Below are 21,383 nucleotides of genomic sequence, written 5' to 3'. Positions count from 1 at the left end.
TACAAGAAATGGAGGGGAAGTCATGAACGCAGGCAGGCAGGATGCGTGGACAGAAGAAGAAGATTTAATGTTAGCAGAAATTGTTCTCAAAAATATTCGAGAGGGAAAAACCCAATTAAAAGCGTTCGAAGAAGTAGGTAACAAATTGGAACGCACATCTGCAGCATGTGGATTCCGTTGGAATGCAACCATCCGGAAAAAGTACGATGATGCTGTAAAACTGGCTAAGCAACAGAAAAAGGAAAATATTGATGTTGAAGAAGATGGGAATGAGATAGCAGCGAAACCTTCGTCTTCATTCGCTTTACAACCCATTCGTGAACAGGACCTTCGATTATCAGATGTCATTGTTTACTTAAAAGGGTTGGAAAAGTCGGAAACAGACGTGAGGGAAATGAAAGAGGCACTAGCAAAAGAGCGTGAAGAAAAAAATGAATTGATCTCTCGGGTGCAACAATTGCAAAAAGAACTTGAAAATCTTCAACACGATTACCAATCTTTTCTCTCATTGCTGGATAAGGCGAGGAGTTGGCAATGGGAAAAAGGATCCTAGGATATTTTGTTAAAGAGGATGTTCAAAAATTCCGGGTTCATCGTCTTGCTTCTGTGCTCCTCACGTATAAAACCATACGTTTCGCCTCTCGGAAAAGACCCCTTTTGCTTCGAGGAGTTTATGATTGTTCTTAACTGAAATAAAAATCCCGTAACACGAAAAAAGTGAAACGGGATTTTGTATGCAAACTTTAATTCTGTGGTTCTACATTTTCTGGGTACCATACGTACGGATTTTCGCCCCGATCCCGTTCAGCATCGTAGTACACGGGAGAAAACCCCATTTTGATCCAAAAATCATCAGATCCTTGCCTGGCATTAGTTTTGACAGGCTGACCAAATGTTTTTGCGTGCTGTACGAGCACTTCTCCGTATCCCCTTCCGCGATATGGCTGGAGAACTTCCAGCTTCCAGAGTTCCAGGAATGGCTGAGGAGGATCAAAATAGAAATCTTGGTTGGTCCCAAGCTCGTATAGACACATTCGAGCTATAAGTCGATCTCCGATATAAATACCATAGAACGGAGATTTACTATTATTTTCAATCATGTCCGCTTCTAGTTCTTCTTTCATGGACAGCTCTTGAATACCTACTTCCCGAAAGGCCTGAAAGTCTTCAAGCGTTTTGTAATTAATTCTCAATTGTTGTACTGCCGCTTCCATGTTGGTGCCTCCTTTTGTAACCAATCACTCATTATTTTACTACAAATGATTCCCTTTTTGTTTTCTAAACGAAAAATTCTATTGATTTGACGGTGTAACCCTTTTTTTGGGCAACGAAACGTAAGCATACTTGGGAGGCATATGCTACACTAAACAAGCGGGAGGCTCCTGTTCTGTTAAGGTCATCCGTGCGTATTACTTTTCCTGCTGTACTTTTTTTGCTATGATCATTCTTGATTCAAAAATCGATGCAGCCTTTGGTGCTGTTTTACATATCTACAGCTTGCTCATTTTCGGTACGCACAGTAGATTCCTTTTTATACCAACATCCTCATAGTACAAGAAAGGTCGGTAAACATGACGATAGAATCATTTCCCGTAGAACTGCAAGGATGGATCCAACGCTACGTACAAGGGGAAGAAGCGGTGCGAGCGTTATATGATTATCCTCCTTTTGGGAATGAAGCCGAGCGTTTACGCGAGCTAGAGCGTTATGAATTTAAACGTGAATCATTACGAAAAGCTCTGCACGAATATCAACAGAGATATGAACATCGCGAAAAAGCGATGGCGCAAATTGATAAACTTCAAGATGAGCGAAGTGTCGTTGTCGTCGGCGGCCAACAAGCAGGTTTGCTCACGGGACCGATTTATACGATTGCAAAAGCAGTTACCGTTTTATTAAAAGCAAAAGAGGAAGAAAAGAAATTAAACGTTCCGGTTATTCCCGTTTTTTGGATCGCTGGTGAAGATCACGATTGGGAAGAGGTTAATCATATTCATGTTCACAGTCATGATGGTAAAGTAAGAAAAGTAAAATACGAGGGGCGGACGAATAAAGGAGCTCCAGTCTCTGAACAACCTATCGATGCTTCTGCCATACAACAGTGGTTAGAGAAGGTTTTTCTCAACTGCAGAGAGACGCCGTATTCACGTAAACTTTACGAAAAAATACAGCATTTTGCGGAAAAATCAGCGACGGTTTCTGATTTTTTTGCCGAGGTAATGCTTTGGCTTTTTCGGTCGCAAGGGCTTGTGATGCTTGATCCTCAAGAGCCGCTTTTTCGTCATTTAATGGCTGATACATGGACGTCTTTAATAGAAGAAAATCAAGCGGTGCGACAAGCATTTACAGATGGAAAGAAAAAAATTGAGGATGTCCATGATGGCGAGGCATTTATTGAAGTGGCTGACGAGCATACTCACCTGTTTTATAGTGCCAATGGCCGTCGTGAAAAATTAGTGATGCACCATGACGGGGAGCTATCCCTTGGGAATGGTCAATACAAAATGTCTCGTTCAGATTGGTCGCGCGAAACGCAGCTGCATCCGGAGAAATTCAGTGCAAATGTATACACGCGTCCTTTTGTACAAGAAAAGTTGTTACCTGTATTAACATTTATCGCTGGACCTGGAGAAGCGGCCTATTGGTCGATGGTCGGACCGCTGTTTCATCATTTTGGCAGACGGGTTCCACCCGTAGCCCCGCGTTTACAGCAAACATACGTGGATCGTACAAGCGAAAAAACGTTGCATTCGGAATCTTTGTCGGCTTTGAATGTAGCAAATGAGGGAACATCAGACTATATTAACAGGTTAAGGCAAAGAAATCAGCAATTGAATACCGATGAATTATTGGAACAAAGTCAAGCTCTTGCCGCTGAAGGCCATCAAGTGATGGCGAAAGCTTTATACACTTTGGCACCAAGTGAAGAAAGGTTTACAGATAAAAATTTCCAGCGCCTGCAGGAGGTGTTAAAGGATCTGCAGTTACGGATTGAAAAAAAACAATTTGAGAGAATTGCGCCTCGAGTTAAGAAGCTTCAACAGCTGGAACAGCGGTTGTATCCGAACGGGAAGCCACAAGAGAGGGTGTTGAACATTTTTCAACTCTTGAATGAATACGGAGAAGACCGTGTGCTCACGTTGTTTGACACAATGGAGTGGCAGGAGTTTCGTCACCAATTTCTTTATCTATAGTTCCCCCCCACTCTCCCCCACGTTTAAGTGGGGGCTTTTTTTGTAACTCCGAAAAGATTATGAAAGAACTTATGTCTGATGATTGTTATTAACGTCGATTAGCTAGGCAGTTGTCGGGTTTCTCAGACATGTCTCTTCATGAGTAACAGCAGAACGAATCTAACTCTCGACAAAGAAATATATAGGACTCAAGGGAACGCCACAAATATTTCCCCCATTAGTACCTTGAATAAGAGGAATAAACCTTTTATTTGCGAGCAAAGGGATAAATTTCATGTAGGCATAAATAAATAAAGAGTTTCAGGACTAGATCAATGGAAAAGGTCGTCCGCTTCGTTCAAAAAACACCGGAAGGCCCCTTTTTTTAAATTGAGAAGGGAGAAGTTCGAAAAAAAGTAAAAAAAATTATGAACGCGGATCGCAAAAATCGCCATTTTTCGCACCTTACACGATTCTACCTTATTTAAGCGCAAAAAAATCCAAAAAATACCGTGGTGTAAAGTGGGGGATTGTGGTAAATTAGGGGTATCAAGTGGAAGGGAACGGCGAGCCATGTTCATGGGAGAATATAAGCACGCCATCGATGAAAAAGGTAGACTGATTATTCCTTCGAAGTTTCGTGATGAATTGGGAGAACAATTTGTCATCACAAGAGGTATGGATCAGTGTGTTTTTGTATACCCAAGAACAGAGTGGGAACAGTTAGAACAAAAGCTGAAGACACTTCCTTTTACAAAGAAAGATGCTCGCGCATTTACCCGTTTTTTCTTTTCTGGCGCTTCGGAGGCCGCTTTTGATAAACAGGGGCGAGTTAATATCCCTTCCTCCCTGCGCGAATATGCACTATTAGAAAGAGACTGTGTTGTCATTGGGGTATCCAGACGCGTGGAGATTTGGAATCAATCGATTTGGGAAGAATACTTCGCGGAATCAGAAGCATCTTTTAGCGATATTGCGGAGTCAATGGAAAATCTAGACTTTTAGAAGTGGATAGAAAGGGGGCTTATATCCATTTATAATCATGAGACTGTGCTTTTAAATGAAGCTCTTGATGGACTTAACATCTGCGAGGATGGCATTTATGTGGATTGTACATTTGGACGTGGGGGCCATTCAGCCGAAATTGCAAAACAAATAGGCAGGAATGGCCATCTTTACGCTTTTGATTCAGACAGAGCGGCCATTAATGCTGGGCGTGAACGGTTCAAAGGGCAAGAATCAAATGTAACGCTTACTCACGTAAATTTTCGGGAAGCTGTCTCGGAGCTACAGGCGTACGGTGTAGATCAAGTTGATGGAGTACTCTTCGACCTTGGGGTCTCATCACCTCAGCTAGACGATAAATCCCGCGGCTTTAGTTACCGAGGAGATGAGCCCCTGGACATGCGAATGGATCAACGACAGTCTTTAACTGCAAACGCAGTCGTTCATGACTGGTCCTATGAAGCGCTTGTGCGAATCATTTCTCAATATGGGGAAGAGAAATTTGCCAAGCCAATCGCACGGGCAATTGAATCCACACGAGAGAAACATAGAATTGAAACGACAGCACAATTGTCTGAAATCATTAAGTCTGCAATACCTGCAGCTGCTCGCCGAACAGGAGGGCACCCGGCAAAACGAACGTTTCAAGCGATTCGGATTGCTGTAAATGATGAGTTGCAATCGTTCCAAGAGGCACTTTCAGCATTCGTGCCGATGTTAAACCCATTGGGAGGAAGAATTGCAGTTATCAGTTTCCATTCTTTAGAAGATAAAATTGCTAAAAAGACCCTCGATACTTTTTGTAAGTATCCAGAGCTTCCACCTGGCTTGCCTGTCATTCCTGAAGATATGAAACCGACATTAAAGTGGATTAACAAAAAACCGATCGAACCGTCACCAGAAGAAATCGAAGGTAATCGAAGAGCGAGATCGGCACGATTACGGATTGCCGAAAAAATGAGGCAGAAGGAGGGCATAAATGAATAACTTAGCAGAAAAGCAGTTCCCAAGAGAGGAACAGCCACAAGTACAAACCGTCCGTCATCGTATTAAAAAGAAATTGACCCTAGGCGAAAAATGTTTGTTAGCGCTAATTGTGAGTGCTGTCGTTTTGACAGCAGTGATGATGGTTACAAACTATGCCAATATGTACAGCCAAGATAGAGAAATCTCCCAATTGCAAACGGAGATCAACCATCAGCAGCAATATAATGAAGGGTTGGAACATCAAGTCTCTGAACTCAGTGATCCAGAGCGTATCCTTAGTATCGCTAAGGAGAATGGAATGGAGCTTAATGAAGAAAATGTGAGGGTCCTCCAACCATAAAGGTGGCGAAGAGAATGAAAACCTACATATTTGGGCGGTGGGTCTGTTGATGAAAGTAAAGCGAACTTCCATCATTTATCGAGCTATGTTTCTCTTTGCGATTGCGGCGATAATTATTGCCGTATTAGGTGGACGGTTCCTCTACGTCCAACTCTCCAAGGAGGTCAACGGCGTAGATCTCGAAGCACTTGCCAATGAAAGGTGGTCAAATGAAGAGCCCCTTCATGGTGAACGCGGGACCATATATGCCAGCAATGGAGATCCGGTGGCAGAAGAAGTGACGAGCTATACTGCTTATGCCATTCTCGATGAAAGCTATGGGGATTATGTTGAAGATCCGGAAAGAACAGCTAATGAACTAGCCCCCTATATAGATATGGAGCAAAACCGATTAACAGAACTTTTGAACAGTGACCTTTTTCAAGTGGAGTTGGGGTCAGGGGCACGTCAATTAAGTTTTGAAGAAATGGAAGAGATTGAAGCACTTGACTTAGATGGAGTCCATTTCCGTCATGAGCCGAAACGTTTTTACCCAAAACAAGTATTTGCTTCCCATCTTCTTGGGTATGTAGATCGTGGTTCTAATGAGGCGGTTATGGGGTTGGAAGCTGCTTTTGAACAAGAACTTTCAGGAAATGAAGGGTCATTAAGTTTCCAGACAGCCAGAAATGGGGTTCCGCTCCCCGGAGAGCACGAAGAGCTTCAGGAAGCTTATAACGGGAATGATATTCATCTCACCATCAATTCAAATATACAACTTGCCCTTGAACAATCGTTAAGTACGGTGGAGGAAGAGTATGAGCCCGAGCGTATGATTGGAATCATTGCCAATGCGAATACGGGCGAGATTCTTGGCATGAGCAACCGTCCTTCATTTAACCCGAATGATTATGAAAACATCACCAACTATACAAATTTTGCGGTTTCCGATCATTTTGAACCTGGATCCACGATGAAAATGTTCACGATGGCCGGAGCGATTGAAGAAGGCGCTTACGATGGAGACGAAGTATTCGAGTCCGGCAGTTATGATACTGGTTACGATACTGTAGTCAACGATCATAATCAAGGTGAAGGCTGGGGAGAAATTACTTATGATGAAGCAATGGAACGCTCTGCGAATACTGGCTTTGCAAAATTAGTGAATGAAAAACTTGGTGCTGAATCGCTCTATGAATACTTGGGCCATTTTGGGTTTGGAACACAAACGGGAATTGAACTCCCAAATGAAGCCCAAGGGATGATCGCAAACAGTAAACTCGATGCCATTTATTCAGGTTTTGGACAAACCTCAGCAGTGACACCCATCCAACAAGTGCAGGCGGCCACGGCGATCGCAAATGACGGCAAAATGATGAAACCTTACTTGATCGATCGCTCGGTAAATCCGAATGTGGATGAAACCACATACTCTGGTGAGCCTGAAGTCGTCGGTGAACCCATTTCCGAAGATACTGCTGAAGAAGTGCTTGGGCAGCTCACCGATGTCGTTTACGGTGAGAATGGGACAGGACAAAATTTTCAAGTAGATGGTGTTGAAATCGCAGGAAAGACGGGTACTGCACAAATCCCTTCTGATGAAGGGTATTTGTCCGGGAGAAATCAAAACATTTTTTCCTTCTTGGGCATGGCTCCTGCAGACGATCCAGAAATTGTCATGTACGTGGCCGTTGACCGGCCGAATACGCCTGATGATGAACCGGGAATGCAACCTGTTTCCACTATTTTTAATACAGTTATGCAACAGAGTATGCAGTATTTGAATTTAACTTCTGACGAATCACTTCCATCTGAATCAGCTAGAACGGATGACATTTACTTGGAAGATGGTACGGGAATGCCTACAGATCAAGCGGTTGAGACCTTCGAGTCTCAAAATGTCGATCCATTTATAGTTGGTGACGGGAGTCATATTGAAAGCCAATACCCACTAGCGGGTGAAGAGGTGATCGCTGGTGAAAAGATATTCCTGGTAAGTAGTGATATGTGGGAGATGCCAGACATGAGTGGATGGTCAGCGAGAGATGTCGTGAAATTCAGTGCTGCTACTGGGGTAAATGTCGAGCATGAAGGAAGTGGGTACGTCAGCGGTCAAAGTGTTGACCCTGGGACTCCAATGGGGGCTCCTGAATCGATCTCAGTGAAATTTTCACATCCAGATCAAGCTGATGGAGAGGAAAATGTGGAAGAACAAGTGGGAGAGGAAAATGAATAGTCCGCACCTGTTCTAAAAAGATGACGTACAAGCATAGATTGAAAGGGAAAGCATGTAGTAGATGAGGTGGCCTTTCATGTCTAAAATCACAAGAACGCTTGTGCGTCGAAGACTGCTCCTATTATTGTTGGCAGGGATTACGATAACCTTTATTTTGATGATAAGACTTGGTTATGTACAATTTGCACTTGGCGGTTGGTTAACAGAAGAAGCAGAGGATTCCTGGAGTCGAGACTTACCTTTTGAGGCTGAACGAGGGGAAATCCTCGACCGGAACGGTGAAGTGTTGGCGACGAATGTTAGTGCTCCGTCTGTTCTTGTTGTACCTCGGCAGATTGTTAATCCTGCGGAATCGGCGGCGCAGCTTGCAGAAATATTAGAAGCTGAAGAACAAGAAATTTATGAACAAATCACTGAGTCGAGTTCGATTGTCAGGATTAATCCAGCTGGAAGAAAAATTGAACAGGAACGGGCCTCGAAAGTGCGTGCGCAACGGTTGCCCGGTGTTTACATTGTTGAAGATAATAAGCGCCACTATCCTCAAGGTGAACACCTAGCTCATGTACTAGGTTTTGCCGGCATCGATAATCAAGGGCTCACGGGTCTGGAAAAATATTACGATGAACGCTTGCAGGGTCAAAGTGGGTACGTCTCTTTTTTTTCTGATGCCCAGGGACAGCGCTTGCCCGATATGGCAGATCAGTATGAAGCTCCGCAAAATGGAATGGATGTGAGGCTGACCATCAATGATCAGGTACAAACGATCATGGAACGAGAGTTGGATATTGCTGAAGCTTCGTATAATCCGGATGGTGCGCTTGCGATCGCCATGGATCCTGATAATGGAGAAATATTGGGGATGTCAAGCCGACCTCACTTTAATCCCGATAATTATCAAGCTGTGTCTCCCGAGATCTATAACCAAAATCGTCCTATTTGGGCCACGTATGAACCGGGTTCAACGTTTAAAATTATTACGCTAGCCTCGGCTTTGGAAGAGGAGGAAGTGGACCTCGATGAGGATCGCTTTCATGACCCAGGATATATTGAGGTAGCTGGCCAGCGTTTGCGTTGTTGGAAAAAAGGGGGACACGGTGATCAAACTTTTTTGGAAGTCGTGCAAAATTCCTGTAACCCGGGGTTTGTAGCTCTGGGGGAACGTTTGGGTACAGAGCGGCTATTTGACTATATTCATCAGTTTGGATTTGGGGAGCAAACCGGCATTGACATGGACGGGGAAGGGACGGGTATTTTATTTGATGAAGAAAATGTGGGACCGCTTGAACGTTCAACGACAGCTTTTGGTCAAGGTGTATCCGTTACTCCTATCCAGCAAGTGGCGGCGGTGGCTGCCGCGGTGAACGGGGGCACCCTCTATCAACCTTACGTAGCAAAGGATTGGCTGGACCCTGATAGTGGACTTGTAGTTGACAGCCAGACGCCGATTGAAAAGCGGGATATAATCTCTGAGGACACATCGGCTGAAGTAAGACGTGCATTAGAACACGTGGTCGCTCAAGGAACGGGAAGCGGTGCGTTTGTGGACGGCTATCGTGTAGGCGGTAAAACAGGTACAGCTCAAAAAGCGCAAGGGGGCCGTTACCTAGAAAATAACCACATTGTCTCCTTTATTGGTTTTGCACCTGCAGATGATCCAGAGATCGTCGTCTATGTAGCTGTTGATAATCCAAAAGATACAATGCAATTCGGTGGAGTTGTGGCAGCTCCCATCGTTGGTGAGATTATCGAAGATAGCTTACAGGCCATGGATGTCCCCAAACGTGACAATCAAGTTGAAAAAGAACTCACCTGGTCGGATGTTCCATATTTAGATGTACCCGATGTAACAGGGTTAACATTGAGGGAACTACATGATGCTAACTATCCGCTTAATATAGAAGTCTCCGGTGAGGGCGAAGAAATTTATCGTCAGTCGCCTGCAGCGGGTGAACGAGTAGAGGAAGGATCAACGATTCGTCTTTATATGGGTGACAAATCAACGGCTTCCGATTAAAATAGTTTTGTACGGCCATGTGATCAGCCAAGGAGACCCTTGGCTGTTCTGCTACGTTATAAATGTTAACATCCGCCTGGTGCCGAGCGTCATGAAAGTGAGAGGATAAAATGTACTTAGATGAATGTATGGCAGGTGTACTCGCATATAAAAAAACTAAAGCAGATAATCCGGAGATCACAGCGATTGAAATGGACTCTCGCTGTGTAGAGCCAGGAGCTCTTTTCGTTGCAATACGGGGATTCACGGTGGATGGACATAACTTTGTCCATGATGCCGTAAAACGAGGGGCGAAAGCTATTGTTGCTGAAGAATATCTTAACGTTAATGTTCCAATCGTTATCGTCTCAGATACAAAACGTGTTCTTGCCCAAATATCGAACCGGTTTTACGGACGTCCCACTCATGGACTAAACATAATAGGGGTCACTGGGACAAATGGAAAAACGACAACCACGCATCTATTAGATAATGTCCTAAAAACAGATGAGAGAAAAACTGGCCTGATTGGCACCCTCTATACGAAATTTGCTGATCAAGTCATCGAGGCCAAAAATACGACTCCGGAATCCCTATTACTGCAACGTACATTTTCCGATATGAAGTCAGCAGGCGTGAGTGATGTAACGATGGAAGTTTCGTCACATGCATTATCATTAGGCAGGGTATGGGGAACAGATTTTAATATCGCTGTTTTTACGAATTTGAGTACTGACCACTTGGATTATCACGAGACGATGTCTGCCTATAAACAGGCAAAGAGCCTCTTGTTCTCGCAGTTGGGAAACACTTATGATAGAGAACGGAAGGTAGCGGTGATCAATTATGATGATGCGTCCGCCAATTACATGATTGAAGTCTGTGCAGCACCAGTCTTGACGTACGGGCTTCAGGAAGGAGCGGACGTTCGTGCAAAACATTTATACGCTGGCCCTACGGGGACATACTTTACACTTGTCATCGGCAACCAGACGGTTGATTTAAACTTGAAAATGATCGGCCGGTTTAGTGTGTATAATGCGCTTGCCGCGGCTGCAGCAGCGTATGCATCAGGTGTAACACTCACCACAATAAAAAAAAGCCTGGAGTCAGCGACTCCAATTCCTGGTCGTTTTGAACCCGTTGAAGAAGGGCAAAATTTTGCTGTTGTCGTCGATTATGCCCATACACCAGACAGCCTGGATAATATATTGCAGACGGTGAGGGATTTAACGGATCACAACGTATATGTTGTGATCGGTTGTGGTGGTGACCGTGACCGGAGCAAACGGCCGGAGATGGCAAGGATTGCAGTTGAGTATGCGGATGAAGCCATTTTCACCTCTGACAATCCGCGTAGTGAAGATCCTGTGAAAATCTTACGTGATATGGAAGCGGGGGCAACCGAAGGGAAGTATCGTACGATTGTAAATCGAAAAGAAGCGATTCGTTATGTGATTGACAAAGCTGATAGCAAAGATGTGGTCGTTATTGCCGGAAAAGGGCATGAACCGTATCAGGAGGTTGAAGGAAATTTTTATGATTTTGATGATCGAGTTGAAGCAAAAAAAGCTATAGAGGCCCGGTCTGATCTTGCGAGATGAATAACTGAAATAAAATTATGTTAGTGCAAGGATGAGAAAGGAGTGAGCATTTTGAGTGAACCATCGATTTTAATAGCCATTGTAGCATCATTTGTTCTATGCGTACTCCTTTCCCCGTTGTTCATCCCGATGTTACATAGGTTGAAATTTGGGCAAAGCATACGAGAAGAAGGTCCCGCCAGCCATCAACAGAAGAGTGGGACACCGACGATGGGGGGAATCGTCGTATTGCTCTCGATCGTATTGACGGTTATAGGTGTGATTCCCTTCTTCACGAATTTGGAGATGAACGTTCACGTCTGGTTATTATTGTTCGTCACGGTCGCTTTTGGGATTGTTGGTTATTTAGATGACTTTATTAAAGTTGTCTTAAAAAGGAATCTAGGATTAAACTCGAAACAGAAATTACTTGCGCAATTAGTCGTTGCCGCTGTATTTTATTTCGTTATTCAACAATATGAGTTTTCAACCGCTGTCGACATTCCGGGCATCGGTTGGAGTATTGATATTGGTGTCCTTTATTTAGTGCTTGTTGCTTTCATGCTTGTCGGCGCTTCGAATGCCGTTAATCTTACCGATGGGCTTGATGGGCTTTTAGCGGGCACTTCAGCGATTGCATTTGGAGCCTATGCGGTTCTTGCTTTTTATGCGGGTTTTCCGGAAGTCGCTGTATTTTGCGCGGCTGTCGTAGGTGCAGTGCTCGGGTTTCTTGTCTTTAATGCCCACCCTGCAAAAGTATTTATGGGGGATACAGGATCGCTTGCTCTCGGTGGAGCGATAGCAGCGGTAGCCATCATTACGGAAATGGAGATCTTGCTCGTCATTATCGGCGGGGTTTTTGTCATTGAGACGTTATCGGTCATTATCCAGGTCATTGCCTACAAACTGACGAGAAAAAGAGTATTCAAAATGAGCCCCTTACACCACCATTATGAACTCTCAGGCTGGTCTGAATGGAAAGTGGTTGTCGTCTTTTGGCTTTGCGGCATCGTTTTTGCAGTAATTGGCGTTTACATTGAGGTGTGGTCGTTATGACAGAACCATTACGAACAAAAATCAAAAATCAAACCGTACTCGTTCTTGGTTTTGCCCAAAGCGGTGAGGCTGCTGCCCGTTTGTTGATAAAATATGGAGCCAGGGTCATTGTTAATGATACAAAGCCTAAAGCGGCGTTAAAAAGCACGGAAGAACTCGAAGCACTTGGGGTGCATTTTGTAACAGGAGGCCATCCCATAAGCTTATTTACTGAATCTCCCTGCATGATCGTTAAAAATCCCGGGATACGTTATGATAATCCCATTGTAGAAGAAGCCTTAAACCGTAAAATCCCAGTAGTGACAGAAGTTGAACTTGCGTCCTGGATTGTTGAAGGTACAATGATTGCTATCACAGGTTCGAATGGCAAAACAACGACAACAAAGCTGATATACGATATGTTGTCTGCTGATCAAAAAGAGGCGAAACTTGCAGGGAATATCGGCCTCCCGGCTTGTGAAGTTGCTGAAACCGTTGCTAAAAATGAGTACATGATTACCGAAGTGTCTAGTTTTCAATTGAAAGGTACGGTACAATTCCGTCCGCGCATCGCTGTTCTCCTGAATATCTTTGACGCTCACCTCGATTACCACGGAACGCGTGAGGATTATGTTCAATCAAAAGCACGAATTTCCCATAATCTGAGAAGTGACGATTATTTCGTCTATAATATTGAAGATGAAACCGTAGCTCTAGTGGCAGCGGAAAGTGAAGCTCAAAAAATTCCTTTTTCAGTGAAAAGAAGATTACCAACGGGAGCATCCCATGAAGGAGGAATTGTATATTGGAACAACGAACCGCTGCTTCGAACTCTAGATATTGCTCTTCCAGGAGTTCATAATCTAGAAAATGTATTAGCAGCAGTGGCAACTGTTAAGCAATCCAATACATCCTCAAATGCGATCAAAAAAGTACTAGGGACATTTACGGGTGTAGAACATCGGCTTGAATTTGTGAAAGAACTCAACGGACGTAAAGTGTATAATGATTCGAAAGCGACAAATATATTAGCAACGTCTCGAGCATTAGCCGCTTTTCAGCAACCTATTGTTCTGATTGCGGGCGGGCTGGATCGCGGAAATGACTTTTTCGAATTAACGGGTAGCCTCAAAAATGTGAAAGCAATGGTTACCTATGGGGAGACGAGCGAGAAGCTTAAAGAAGCTGGTGAATGTGCGGGAGTTCCCACAATTAAAAGTACAAGCAGCTTGGAGGAAGCGGTTCAAGAAGCCTATCCATTGACGGACAAAGAAGATGTTTTGCTGCTTTCACCTGCTTGTGCCAGCTGGGATCAATTTAAGACGTTTGAAGAGCGAGGGTCGAGTTTCGTCTCTGCGATTGAGCAATTGAAATAAGAGAGCACACATGTTCAAGGACAAACCGTCATAAGCATAAATTATAACCTGTCTATATTGACGGGCGTTAATTGCGGCTGGCGGGGTGAAGATGTGAGGGAAAATAAGCAAACGATTGATGGAATCTTACTATTTTCCATTTGTGCATTGTTGATTATAGGGGTCATAATGGTCTATAGTGCAAGCGCGGCTTGGGGGGAATACCGGTTTTCGGATCCCTTTTACTTTGCCAAACGGCAGTTGCTTTTTGCAGGTGTCGGCTGTCTTGGCATGGTGTTTATGATGCGCATTGGTTATTGGACATGGCGACACTATGTTATTACAAGTCTGATCGTCTGTTTTACTTTGTTGATTGTCGTGCTGATTCCAGGAGTGGGGCTTATTCGCGGGGGTGCTCAGAGCTGGATTGGCATCGGTGCATTCTCCATTCAACCTTCCGAATTTATGAAACTTGGGATGATTTTATTTTTGGCTCACTGGTTGGCCTCCCGCCAACAGCAGGTTGCAAGCTTTCGTACGGGAATGCTCCCACTTTTGGCGATCATTTTCGCCGCATTTGCTTTAATCATGTTGCAACCTGATCTTGGCACGGGAGCGGTGATGGTCGTAACGTCCTTTATCATGCTGTTTATCGCCGGGGCCAGAAAGAGTCACTTTGCTTTATTAGGAGCAGTAGGGGCGGCAGGCTTCGTTGGTTTAATTGCCTCAGCCCCTTATCGAATGGATCGTATCATGTCTTTTTTCGACCCTTGGAGTGACCCGCTCGGAAGCGGTTTTCAAATTATCCAATCGCTTTATGCGATCGGGCCTGGTGGATTATTCGGGATGGGATTTGGAGAAAGCAGACAAAAGTATTTTTACTTGCCTGAACCGCAAACTGACTTTATTTTCGCTGTAATTGCAGAAGAGGGTGGCTTTATTGCAGGTATTGTTGTGATTCTCCTGTTCGGTATCATTATGTGGAGAGGCATTCGTACTGCACTACTTTCACCTGACTTATTCGGCACTCTACTGGCGATTGGCATAGTAGGAATGTTCTTCGTTCAGGTACTGATTAACATCGGGGTGGTCATTGGTCTGTTTCCGGTGACAGGCATCACCCTTCCGTTACTCAGTTACGGAGGTTCATCACTGACGTTGATGCTCATTGCTCTCGGTTTGTTGTTAAATATTAGTGCTCATACGCGGATTACCTGAATTGTTCCCCTGTCGATTCACGGGGACTGATTGACCTACTTGAATGAGGTGAAAAAATGAAAGTATTGGTGACAGGAGGCGGCACAGGGGGTCATATTTATCCTGCGATTGCCCTCATCCAGGCCATTCGTGAGCAGGATCCCTCTGCCTCTTTCTTATATGTGGGGACAGAGAACGGGTTGGAAAATACCATCGTTCCAAAACACGATATTCCTTTTAAAACGATTGAAATTAGTGGTTTTAAAAGGAAGTTGTCATTTGAAAATGTCAAAACGGTACAGCGTTTTTTAAAAGGGACTGCTGATGCAAAAAAGATGATCAGAGATTTTCAGCCAGATGTAGCCCTGGGCACAGGTGGATATGTTGCTGGCCCCGTTATCTACGCAGCGGCTAAATCAGGGGTGCCGTCGATCATCCACGAGCAAAATAGCATTCCGGGATTAACGAATAAATTTTTAAGTCGTTATGCCAAACATGTCGCTGTCTCCTTTGAAGAGGCAAAGGCGTATTTCCCCAAAGGAAAATCGGTGTTTACGGGCAACCCCCGGGCTTCTGAAGTCGTTCATGCTGAGAAAATAAACGTTAAGAAAGAGTTTGGTTTTCAAGATCACCTTCCTGTCGTTATGATCGTCGGGGGGAGCCGTGGGGCCAAGCCGATTCATGATGCGTTCTTGGAAGCTTTACCCCAATTATCCGACAAACAATGTCAATACTTATATATTACAGGAAGTGTTCATTATGATAAGGTAAAAGAGAGGATTTCGGAGGTTGGAGTGCCTCATGATCATGTCGTTGTTCGCCCATTTATTCACAATATGCCAAATGTACTTGCGAGCATTGATGCGATTGTCAGTCGTGCAGGTGCTACAACACTAGCCGAAATAACTGCACTCGGAATCCCTTCCATCTTGATTCCGAGCCCCTATGTCACTAAAAATCATCAAGAAATGAATGCAAGGACATTAGAGAAAGTAGGAGCTGCAGTTGTTCATAAAGAGTCGGAATGGTCAGGAGCCAAACTTCAAGCTGATATTGAAAACATCTTTCAGAATGGTAAAGAGTCCGAGATGAAAAAGGCTGCTCATTCGATGGCGGTACCGGACGCTGCAGAGCGTTTATATGAATTAATGAAATCGACAGCACTCAAATAAAGGGGATTGCTCGTTTTTAGGGGAGTGGACAAGCTAAACAGAGGAGGGTTTGGATATGGGAGATCGAAAAGTTGTATCGGTTCATGATCGAATTCCAGCTTTAAGAGAACAAAGAAAAAAACGAGCCAATCGACGGGTCATCTTAACCATATCGACCTTTTTCTTACTGATTGGAATTGTCGTCTATTTTCAATCTCCGTTAAGCCATATTCGCTCCATTGAAGTAGATGGAGTGGTTACAGGCGAGGAAGGAGAAGTTACTGTAAAGAGCGGTTTGACAACAGGGGAAAGCATATGGGCTGCAGACTTAAATTCAGCAGAATCAGGAGTTGAAGAACTCCCGTATGTGATGAGTGCCTCGATCTCCCGTTCTTTTCCAACCACTCTGCATATTGATGTTCAAGAGCGGGAGAGGGTGGCATACTTAGAGGAGAATGGAAGTTTCGTCCCAGTATATGCGAATGGAGAATCAATGCCTGATCAAAGCCTGGATCAACTGCCGGGCGATGCCCCTATTTTATATGGTTGGGAAGATAAATCTCAGCTGGATATGTTTCTTTCAGAATTGGAAGAGCTTGAAGATGGAGTTGCAAATCACATTTCTGAAGTGCACCCGGTGAATAGGGATAATGATGTATTAAGGCTATATATGAATGACGGGATTGAGGTAGAGACATATATTAATAATTTTGCGGAATACATGTCTACTTACTCGCTCGTCGCAGAAGAGCTTAATTCGAGTGAACCTGGAATTTTGCACATGAAGATGAGTCCTTATTTCGAAACATTTGCTAATCCAGAGGAAGAAGAGGAAAACGGGGAAGAGGAAGAAAATACAGAAGCTTAAGTGTTTAACATCTTCTATTGGTAATCGAAAGTATAGTGTAAAGGTATTGCCCCTGCATTGGATGGGTTGTTCATATTGTAAGTACTCCATCATGAAGATGAGAGTGGGAAAAATTAGTTCATTACCGTTTTGGGATCTTTTCGTAAGTTAATCATCCAAACTTTATAAATTTCTTTAGGATTATGTTGAAATAAAAAATCAGAAAATCCGACATGTTACGGATGAGCAGAAGCCCTTTAGAAACCTATTTTCCCAACTTTATAAACCACCTCTTACAGGCTTTATAAAAGAATCATCTCCTTATTTTGACCTAAACAGTATGATTAGCGCTATTTTAGCTTTCCTTCCTTACTGATCATGGTGTAGACTTGTACATAGCATATCTTTTAACATTTCGATGACCTGTCAGCATCATTCCTTGAAAATTGTAAAGTTGTGTAACTATAAAGCGAAACTACGTTATCTATACGAAGGGTTAAATATGGGGCTTGGCCCCGATGTTCCCACCGGGAGAAGAAGTTTGCTGATGTAGTCGCGGCTTGAAAGAATGGTGATGACCCGCTATGCTGCGGTTACCTCCCGTCCCCACGGACGCGCTCAACGTATCAAAAGCCCGGGTTCTAATGGGTAGAACATTATTGTAGTAGGAGGTGCCATTCGTGGACAATAAGGAAATTTATGTCAGCCTGGATATTGGTACAACTGAAGTGAGAGTAATGATTGGTGAAATGTCTACAGGAATGCTCAATATTATTGGGGTTGGAAGTGCTCCTTCAACCGGAATAAAAAAGGGTGCTGTCGTTGACATTGATGCAACTGTTAAATCTATTCGACAGGCTGTCGATAAGGCAGAAAGAATGGTTGGTGTTTCCATTCACCAGGTGGTCGTGGGCATTAATGGCAATCATATTGAATTGCAACCTTGTCACGGTATTGTCGCCGTATCCAGTACAGACAAAGAAATTAATGAAGAAGATATTGACAGAGTGATGGACGCCGCGCAAGTGGTTTCAATTCCACCTGATCGAGAGATTGTGGATGTCGTACCGAATCAGTTTATTGTAGATGGCTACGATGAAATCACAGATCCAACTGGAATGATCGGCGTTCGACTGGAAATGGAAGGGTTACTAGTTACCGGCTCAAAAACGGTTTTACATAACCTATTGCGTTGTGTGGAGAGAGCGAATCTAGAAATCTCTGATATTTATTTGCAGACGTTAGCCGCAGGCGAAGTATCGGTTTCCAAAGATGAGCGGACACTTGGTGTTGCGCTTGTCGATATAGGCGGCGGTCAAACGACCATCTCTACGTTTCAGAATGGTATGCTAGCATCTTTGAATGTAGTCCCCATTGGAGGGGCGCATATTACGAATGATTTATCTGTAGGCTTACGTACAACCATCGAAGAGGCTGAACGTGTAAAAATTGAACATGGACATGCTTATATCGATGATACTTCCGATGAAGTGACAACCACTTTGCAACCGCTTGGAAGCCACGAACAGGAAGAGTATTCCCAAAGAGATTTGGCACATGTCATCGAACCGAGAATGGAGGAAATTTTTGATATTGTGGATGAAGAGTTGGCCAGTATAGGAGATATACCGGGCGGGGTTGTTTTAACCGGAGGTGCAGTTATGATGCCGGGGGCGCTTGAACTTGCAAGAGAAATCCTTGGCCGGAATATTAGAATGGCAATTCCGGATTATATCGGGGTAAGAGAGCCGCGTTATACCAATGGCGTAGGACTTATTGAATTTGCCCATCAAAATGTTAAAATGCATAGTAAGGAGATGGTGGTTGCTTCGGCTGAAGATGACGTAGAGCAACCGTCACGTAAAACTAGAAAACACACGGATCATCAAGAAGATCATGAGCAAGATTCACCAGGTGTGAAAAAAAAGGTAAGAAATTTTTTCAAAGTGTTTTTTGAATAACATTGATTAAACAAATGAATTTGAGAATCACGTTTACATTACGGACTATTGACTGATGAGGGGGACCCGAGATGTTAGAGTTTGAAATGGACATGGATCAACTCGCCCAAATAAAAGTCATTGGGGTCGGAGGAGGAGGTTCCAATGCGGTCAATCGAATGATCGAAAATGGCCTCCAGGGTGTTGAATTCATTGCAGTGAATACAGATGCCCAAGCCCTTTCGCTCTCCCAAGCGGATACGAAGCTTCAACTTGGCGGGAAACTAACACGTGGATTAGGGGCTGGAGCCAACCCTGATATAGGAAAAAAAGCGGCAGAAGAAAGTAAAGAACAAATTGAAGAATCGCTTACCGGCGCAGATATGGTCTTTATAACTGCGGGAATGGGTGGCGGTACTGGAACGGGTGCAGCGCCGGTCATTGCTGAGGTGGCCAAAGAGGTTGGTGCATTGACCGTGGGAGTCGTTACACGTCCCTTTACTTTCGAAGGAAGAAAACGCTCTAGTCATGCAACGGCTGGAATTGAAGGTCTAAAGGAAAAAGTGGACACGCTGATCGTAATTCCGAATGATCGATTGTTGGAGATCGTGGATAAAAGCACTCCGATGTTGGAAGCTTTTCGTGAGGCGGATAATGTTCTTAGGCAGGGTGTCCAGGGGATATCTGATTTAATCGCCACTCCAGGACTTATTAACCTGGATTTTGCCGATGTGAAGACGGTGATGAGTGAGAAAGGTTCTGCCCTTATGGGTATTGGAATTGCTACCGGTGAAAATCGAGCAGCTGAAGCTGCGAAAAAAGCAGTTTCCAGCCCACTGCTTGAAACCTCCGTAGATGGTGCTCAAGGGGTATTAATGAACATTACCGGTGGTTCTAACTTAAGCCTATTTGAAGTACACGAAGCTGCAGAAATTGTATCAGATGCAGCTGACCCCGAAGTAAATATGATCTTTGGGTCTGTAATCAATGAAAATTTGAAAGATGAAATTCTAGTAACAGTGATTGCGACAGGCTTTGAGGACGGAGCCGACAAACGTGCCCGTGTCAGTCAACGCCAAGGCAATCAACGACGGACAAGTACTCAACAACCATCACAGCCGACATCGTCACAAACACAGTACCAATCTTCTTATGAAGAGGACAGATCACAAGAAAGTTCAATGCAAGAAGAAGAACAGGATTCTCTTGATATTCCTGCCTTCTTGCGTAATCGTCGTCGTCGCAGATAAACGAACAAACGCCAAATGGAGCCAAATGGTCTCCATTTGGCGTTTTGTTTAATTGATAAACGACAGAAAACAACATTTAGATCGTCTCCTGTCTGAGCAGCCATTTCTGGCTGCTTTTTTATTCGCGTCCTACTACATGAGGATAAGAAAGTTATGAAAATATAAGAGAGGCAGAATAAAATTTTGGGAATAGCCATATGGTTTTCATAAGGGGGGATCGACAGTTTTTTATCAAATTGTTGAAAATCAGAGTCGGACGACCACTGATAAAGTGACATACTTCTAATTTGATCACGATTATACTGATAGAAAGATTGGGTTTCCACTTGATAAAAGACAGCAAGAAAGGAGGTTGCAAGAGTGCTTTGACACTGTACATAGACGTGATCTATGCATTAAATACAGTCGTTACCGCCTGTTTACTTTATATGACCGCTAAATGGCTTGGATATAAGTTTAAAAAAACGCGAATAGCGATGGCAGCCGCACTATCAAGCCTTCCGTTATTTATATGGATGACCCCATACGGGGAGTGGTTATTACACCCATTGATCCAGGCGCTCGTTTGTATTTTAACGATTTCGTTAGCGTTTGGGTTCCAAACGTTCACCCGTTTTTCTAAGGCTGTTTTGCTTTTTTATTTTGTTTCCTGGCTTGCAGGTGGTGCTGTGATGGCGATGACAATGTTTTGGCAAACGTCTGCTCTTTTGGAGAGATGGAGTTCTTCGGCTCGCTGGGTTCTCTTTGATGATATGCACGGTTTGCTTGTACTATCCACACTACCTGTTGTCATCGTATTTGCAGAAGTAAGTAAACGCATTATTAAGCAGGAAAAGAAAACGGCCGCTGGGTTAGCGCTTATAACGATCAAGATGGATGCGAAGAGTGAAGAAATTCATGCGACGGGTCTCGTTGATACGGGGAATCAACTACGTGATCCGATCTCAAGAGCCCCAGTCTTGCTTGCTGAAGTGTCATTATTTAAACCTCACCTTACCTCTGAGGAATGGAGGGCAATGGTAGAATGGTTAGATTCACAAGGGAGTAAAGGTGCAATGAAATGGGAGGAGCGCCTTAAATTAATTCCTTATCGTACAGTTGGCCGGGATCATGGTTTTCTGTTTGCGGTTCACGCAGCTGAAGTATTGATTAAGCAGCAAGGAAGTCAAAAAAGGAACAGAAATGTATTAATTGGTTTTGAAAATAGGCAATTATCTACTGAAGGACGATTTAGATGTATCGTACCGACAGATTTTCTACCGGCTAGTCCAGAGGTAGAATCCGCCTCGTGAGGTAATAGCTACGGTAAAAG

At 43.9% G+C, this 21,383-nt stretch carries 17 protein-coding genes; 16 read left to right on the top strand and 1 reads right to left on the bottom strand.

All coding sequences use genetic code 11. The features are described from left to right. Nucleotides 1-22 precede the first annotated feature (22 nt). Nucleotides 23-553, top strand: a complete 531-nt coding sequence (locus HNR44_RS06665) for an RsfA family transcriptional regulator (RefSeq protein ID WP_184403284.1) — start codon at nucleotides 23-25, stop codon at nucleotides 551-553. 190 nt (nucleotides 554-743) lie between these two features. Here HNR44_RS06665 and HNR44_RS06660 read toward each other — a convergent pair whose 3' ends face one another. Next, nucleotides 744-1,214, bottom strand: a complete 471-nt coding sequence (locus tag HNR44_RS06660) for an N-acetyltransferase (protein WP_184403283.1) — start codon at nucleotides 1,212-1,214, stop codon at nucleotides 744-746. A 357-nt stretch (nucleotides 1,215-1,571) separates the two neighbouring features. On the opposite strand from HNR44_RS06660, the gene bshC reads away from it, so the two are divergent. From bshC to HNR44_RS06585, 15 genes are all read left to right on the top strand, one after another. Next, nucleotides 1,572-3,194 (top strand): bacillithiol biosynthesis cysteine-adding enzyme BshC, encoded by a 1,623-nt coding sequence (gene bshC / locus HNR44_RS06655; protein ID WP_184403282.1) that lies wholly within the window; start codon nucleotides 1,572-1,574, stop codon nucleotides 3,192-3,194. Between the two features lie 552 nt (nucleotides 3,195-3,746). Then, nucleotides 3,747-4,178 (top strand): division/cell wall cluster transcriptional repressor MraZ, encoded by a 432-nt coding sequence (gene mraZ, locus HNR44_RS06650; protein WP_184403281.1) that lies wholly within the window; start codon nucleotides 3,747-3,749, stop codon nucleotides 4,176-4,178. Nucleotides 4,179-4,205: 27 nt separating this feature from the next. Next, nucleotides 4,206-5,165, top strand: a complete 960-nt coding sequence (gene rsmH, locus HNR44_RS06645) for a 16S rRNA (cytosine(1402)-N(4))-methyltransferase RsmH (protein ID WP_184403596.1) — start codon at nucleotides 4,206-4,208, stop codon at nucleotides 5,163-5,165. Continuing rightward, nucleotides 5,158-5,505: a cell division protein FtsL gene (ftsL, locus tag HNR44_RS06640; RefSeq protein WP_184403280.1), complete on the top strand. Its 348-nt coding sequence runs from the start codon at nucleotides 5,158-5,160 to the stop codon at nucleotides 5,503-5,505. Before rsmH ends, ftsL begins: the two co-directional genes overlap by 8 nt. 49 nt (nucleotides 5,506-5,554) lie before the next feature. After that, on the top strand, nucleotides 5,555-7,720 hold the full coding sequence (locus HNR44_RS06635) for a penicillin-binding protein (protein WP_184403279.1): 2,166 nt from the start codon (nucleotides 5,555-5,557) through the stop codon (nucleotides 7,718-7,720). A 76-nt stretch (nucleotides 7,721-7,796) separates the two neighbouring features. Further along, nucleotides 7,797-9,734 carry a stage V sporulation protein D gene (locus HNR44_RS06630; RefSeq protein ID WP_184403278.1) on the top strand — a complete coding sequence of 646 codons (1,938 nt, stop codon included), beginning with the start codon at nucleotides 7,797-7,799 and terminating at the stop codon, nucleotides 9,732-9,734. 110 nt (nucleotides 9,735-9,844) lie between these two features. Beyond that, entirely contained in the window at nucleotides 9,845-11,317 is a 1,473-nt protein-coding gene (locus HNR44_RS06625) for a UDP-N-acetylmuramoyl-L-alanyl-D-glutamate--2,6-diaminopimelate ligase (protein ID WP_184403277.1), read from the top strand. A gap of 51 nt (nucleotides 11,318-11,368) precedes the next feature. Then, on the top strand, nucleotides 11,369-12,352 hold the full coding sequence (gene mraY, locus HNR44_RS06620; protein ID WP_184403276.1) for a phospho-N-acetylmuramoyl-pentapeptide-transferase: 984 nt from the start codon (nucleotides 11,369-11,371) through the stop codon (nucleotides 12,350-12,352). Next, the gene (murD, locus tag HNR44_RS06615; RefSeq protein WP_184403275.1) at nucleotides 12,349-13,707 is read left to right on the top strand and encodes a UDP-N-acetylmuramoyl-L-alanine--D-glutamate ligase; all 1,359 of its coding nucleotides are present in this window, start codon (nucleotides 12,349-12,351) and stop codon (nucleotides 13,705-13,707) included. Before mraY ends, murD begins: the two co-directional genes overlap by 4 nt. A 93-nt stretch (nucleotides 13,708-13,800) precedes the next feature. Next, complete coding sequence (spoVE, locus tag HNR44_RS06610; protein ID WP_184403274.1) at nucleotides 13,801-14,904, top strand: stage V sporulation protein E; 1,104 nt, start codon at nucleotides 13,801-13,803, stop codon at nucleotides 14,902-14,904. A gap of 56 nt (nucleotides 14,905-14,960) precedes the next feature. Beyond that, nucleotides 14,961-16,055, top strand: coding sequence for an undecaprenyldiphospho-muramoylpentapeptide beta-N-acetylglucosaminyltransferase (murG, locus tag HNR44_RS06605; RefSeq protein WP_184403273.1), 1,095 nt, complete (start codon nucleotides 14,961-14,963; stop codon nucleotides 16,053-16,055). Nucleotides 16,056-16,110: 55 nt separating this feature from the next. Beyond that, nucleotides 16,111-16,902, top strand: a complete 792-nt coding sequence (locus HNR44_RS06600) for a cell division protein FtsQ/DivIB (RefSeq protein WP_184403272.1) — start codon at nucleotides 16,111-16,113, stop codon at nucleotides 16,900-16,902. A 659-nt stretch (nucleotides 16,903-17,561) separates the two neighbouring features. Next, nucleotides 17,562-18,842: a cell division protein FtsA gene (gene ftsA, locus HNR44_RS06595; protein ID WP_184403271.1), complete on the top strand. Its 1,281-nt coding sequence runs from the start codon at nucleotides 17,562-17,564 to the stop codon at nucleotides 18,840-18,842. Nucleotides 18,843-18,913: 71 nt separating this feature from the next. After that, on the top strand, nucleotides 18,914-20,071 hold the full coding sequence (gene ftsZ / locus HNR44_RS06590) for a cell division protein FtsZ (protein ID WP_184403270.1): 1,158 nt from the start codon (nucleotides 18,914-18,916) through the stop codon (nucleotides 20,069-20,071). A 365-nt stretch (nucleotides 20,072-20,436) separates the two neighbouring features. Further along, complete coding sequence (locus tag HNR44_RS06585; protein ID WP_184403269.1) at nucleotides 20,437-21,363, top strand: sigma-E processing peptidase SpoIIGA; 927 nt, start codon at nucleotides 20,437-20,439, stop codon at nucleotides 21,361-21,363. The last annotated feature ends 20 nt before the right edge of the window (nucleotides 21,364-21,383 follow it).

The organism is Geomicrobium halophilum, assembly GCF_014207655.1.
Classification (GTDB): Bacteria; Bacillota; Bacilli; order Bacillales; family Marinococcaceae; genus Geomicrobium; species Geomicrobium halophilum.
This window is presented reverse-complemented; position numbering and strand designations above follow the sequence as displayed.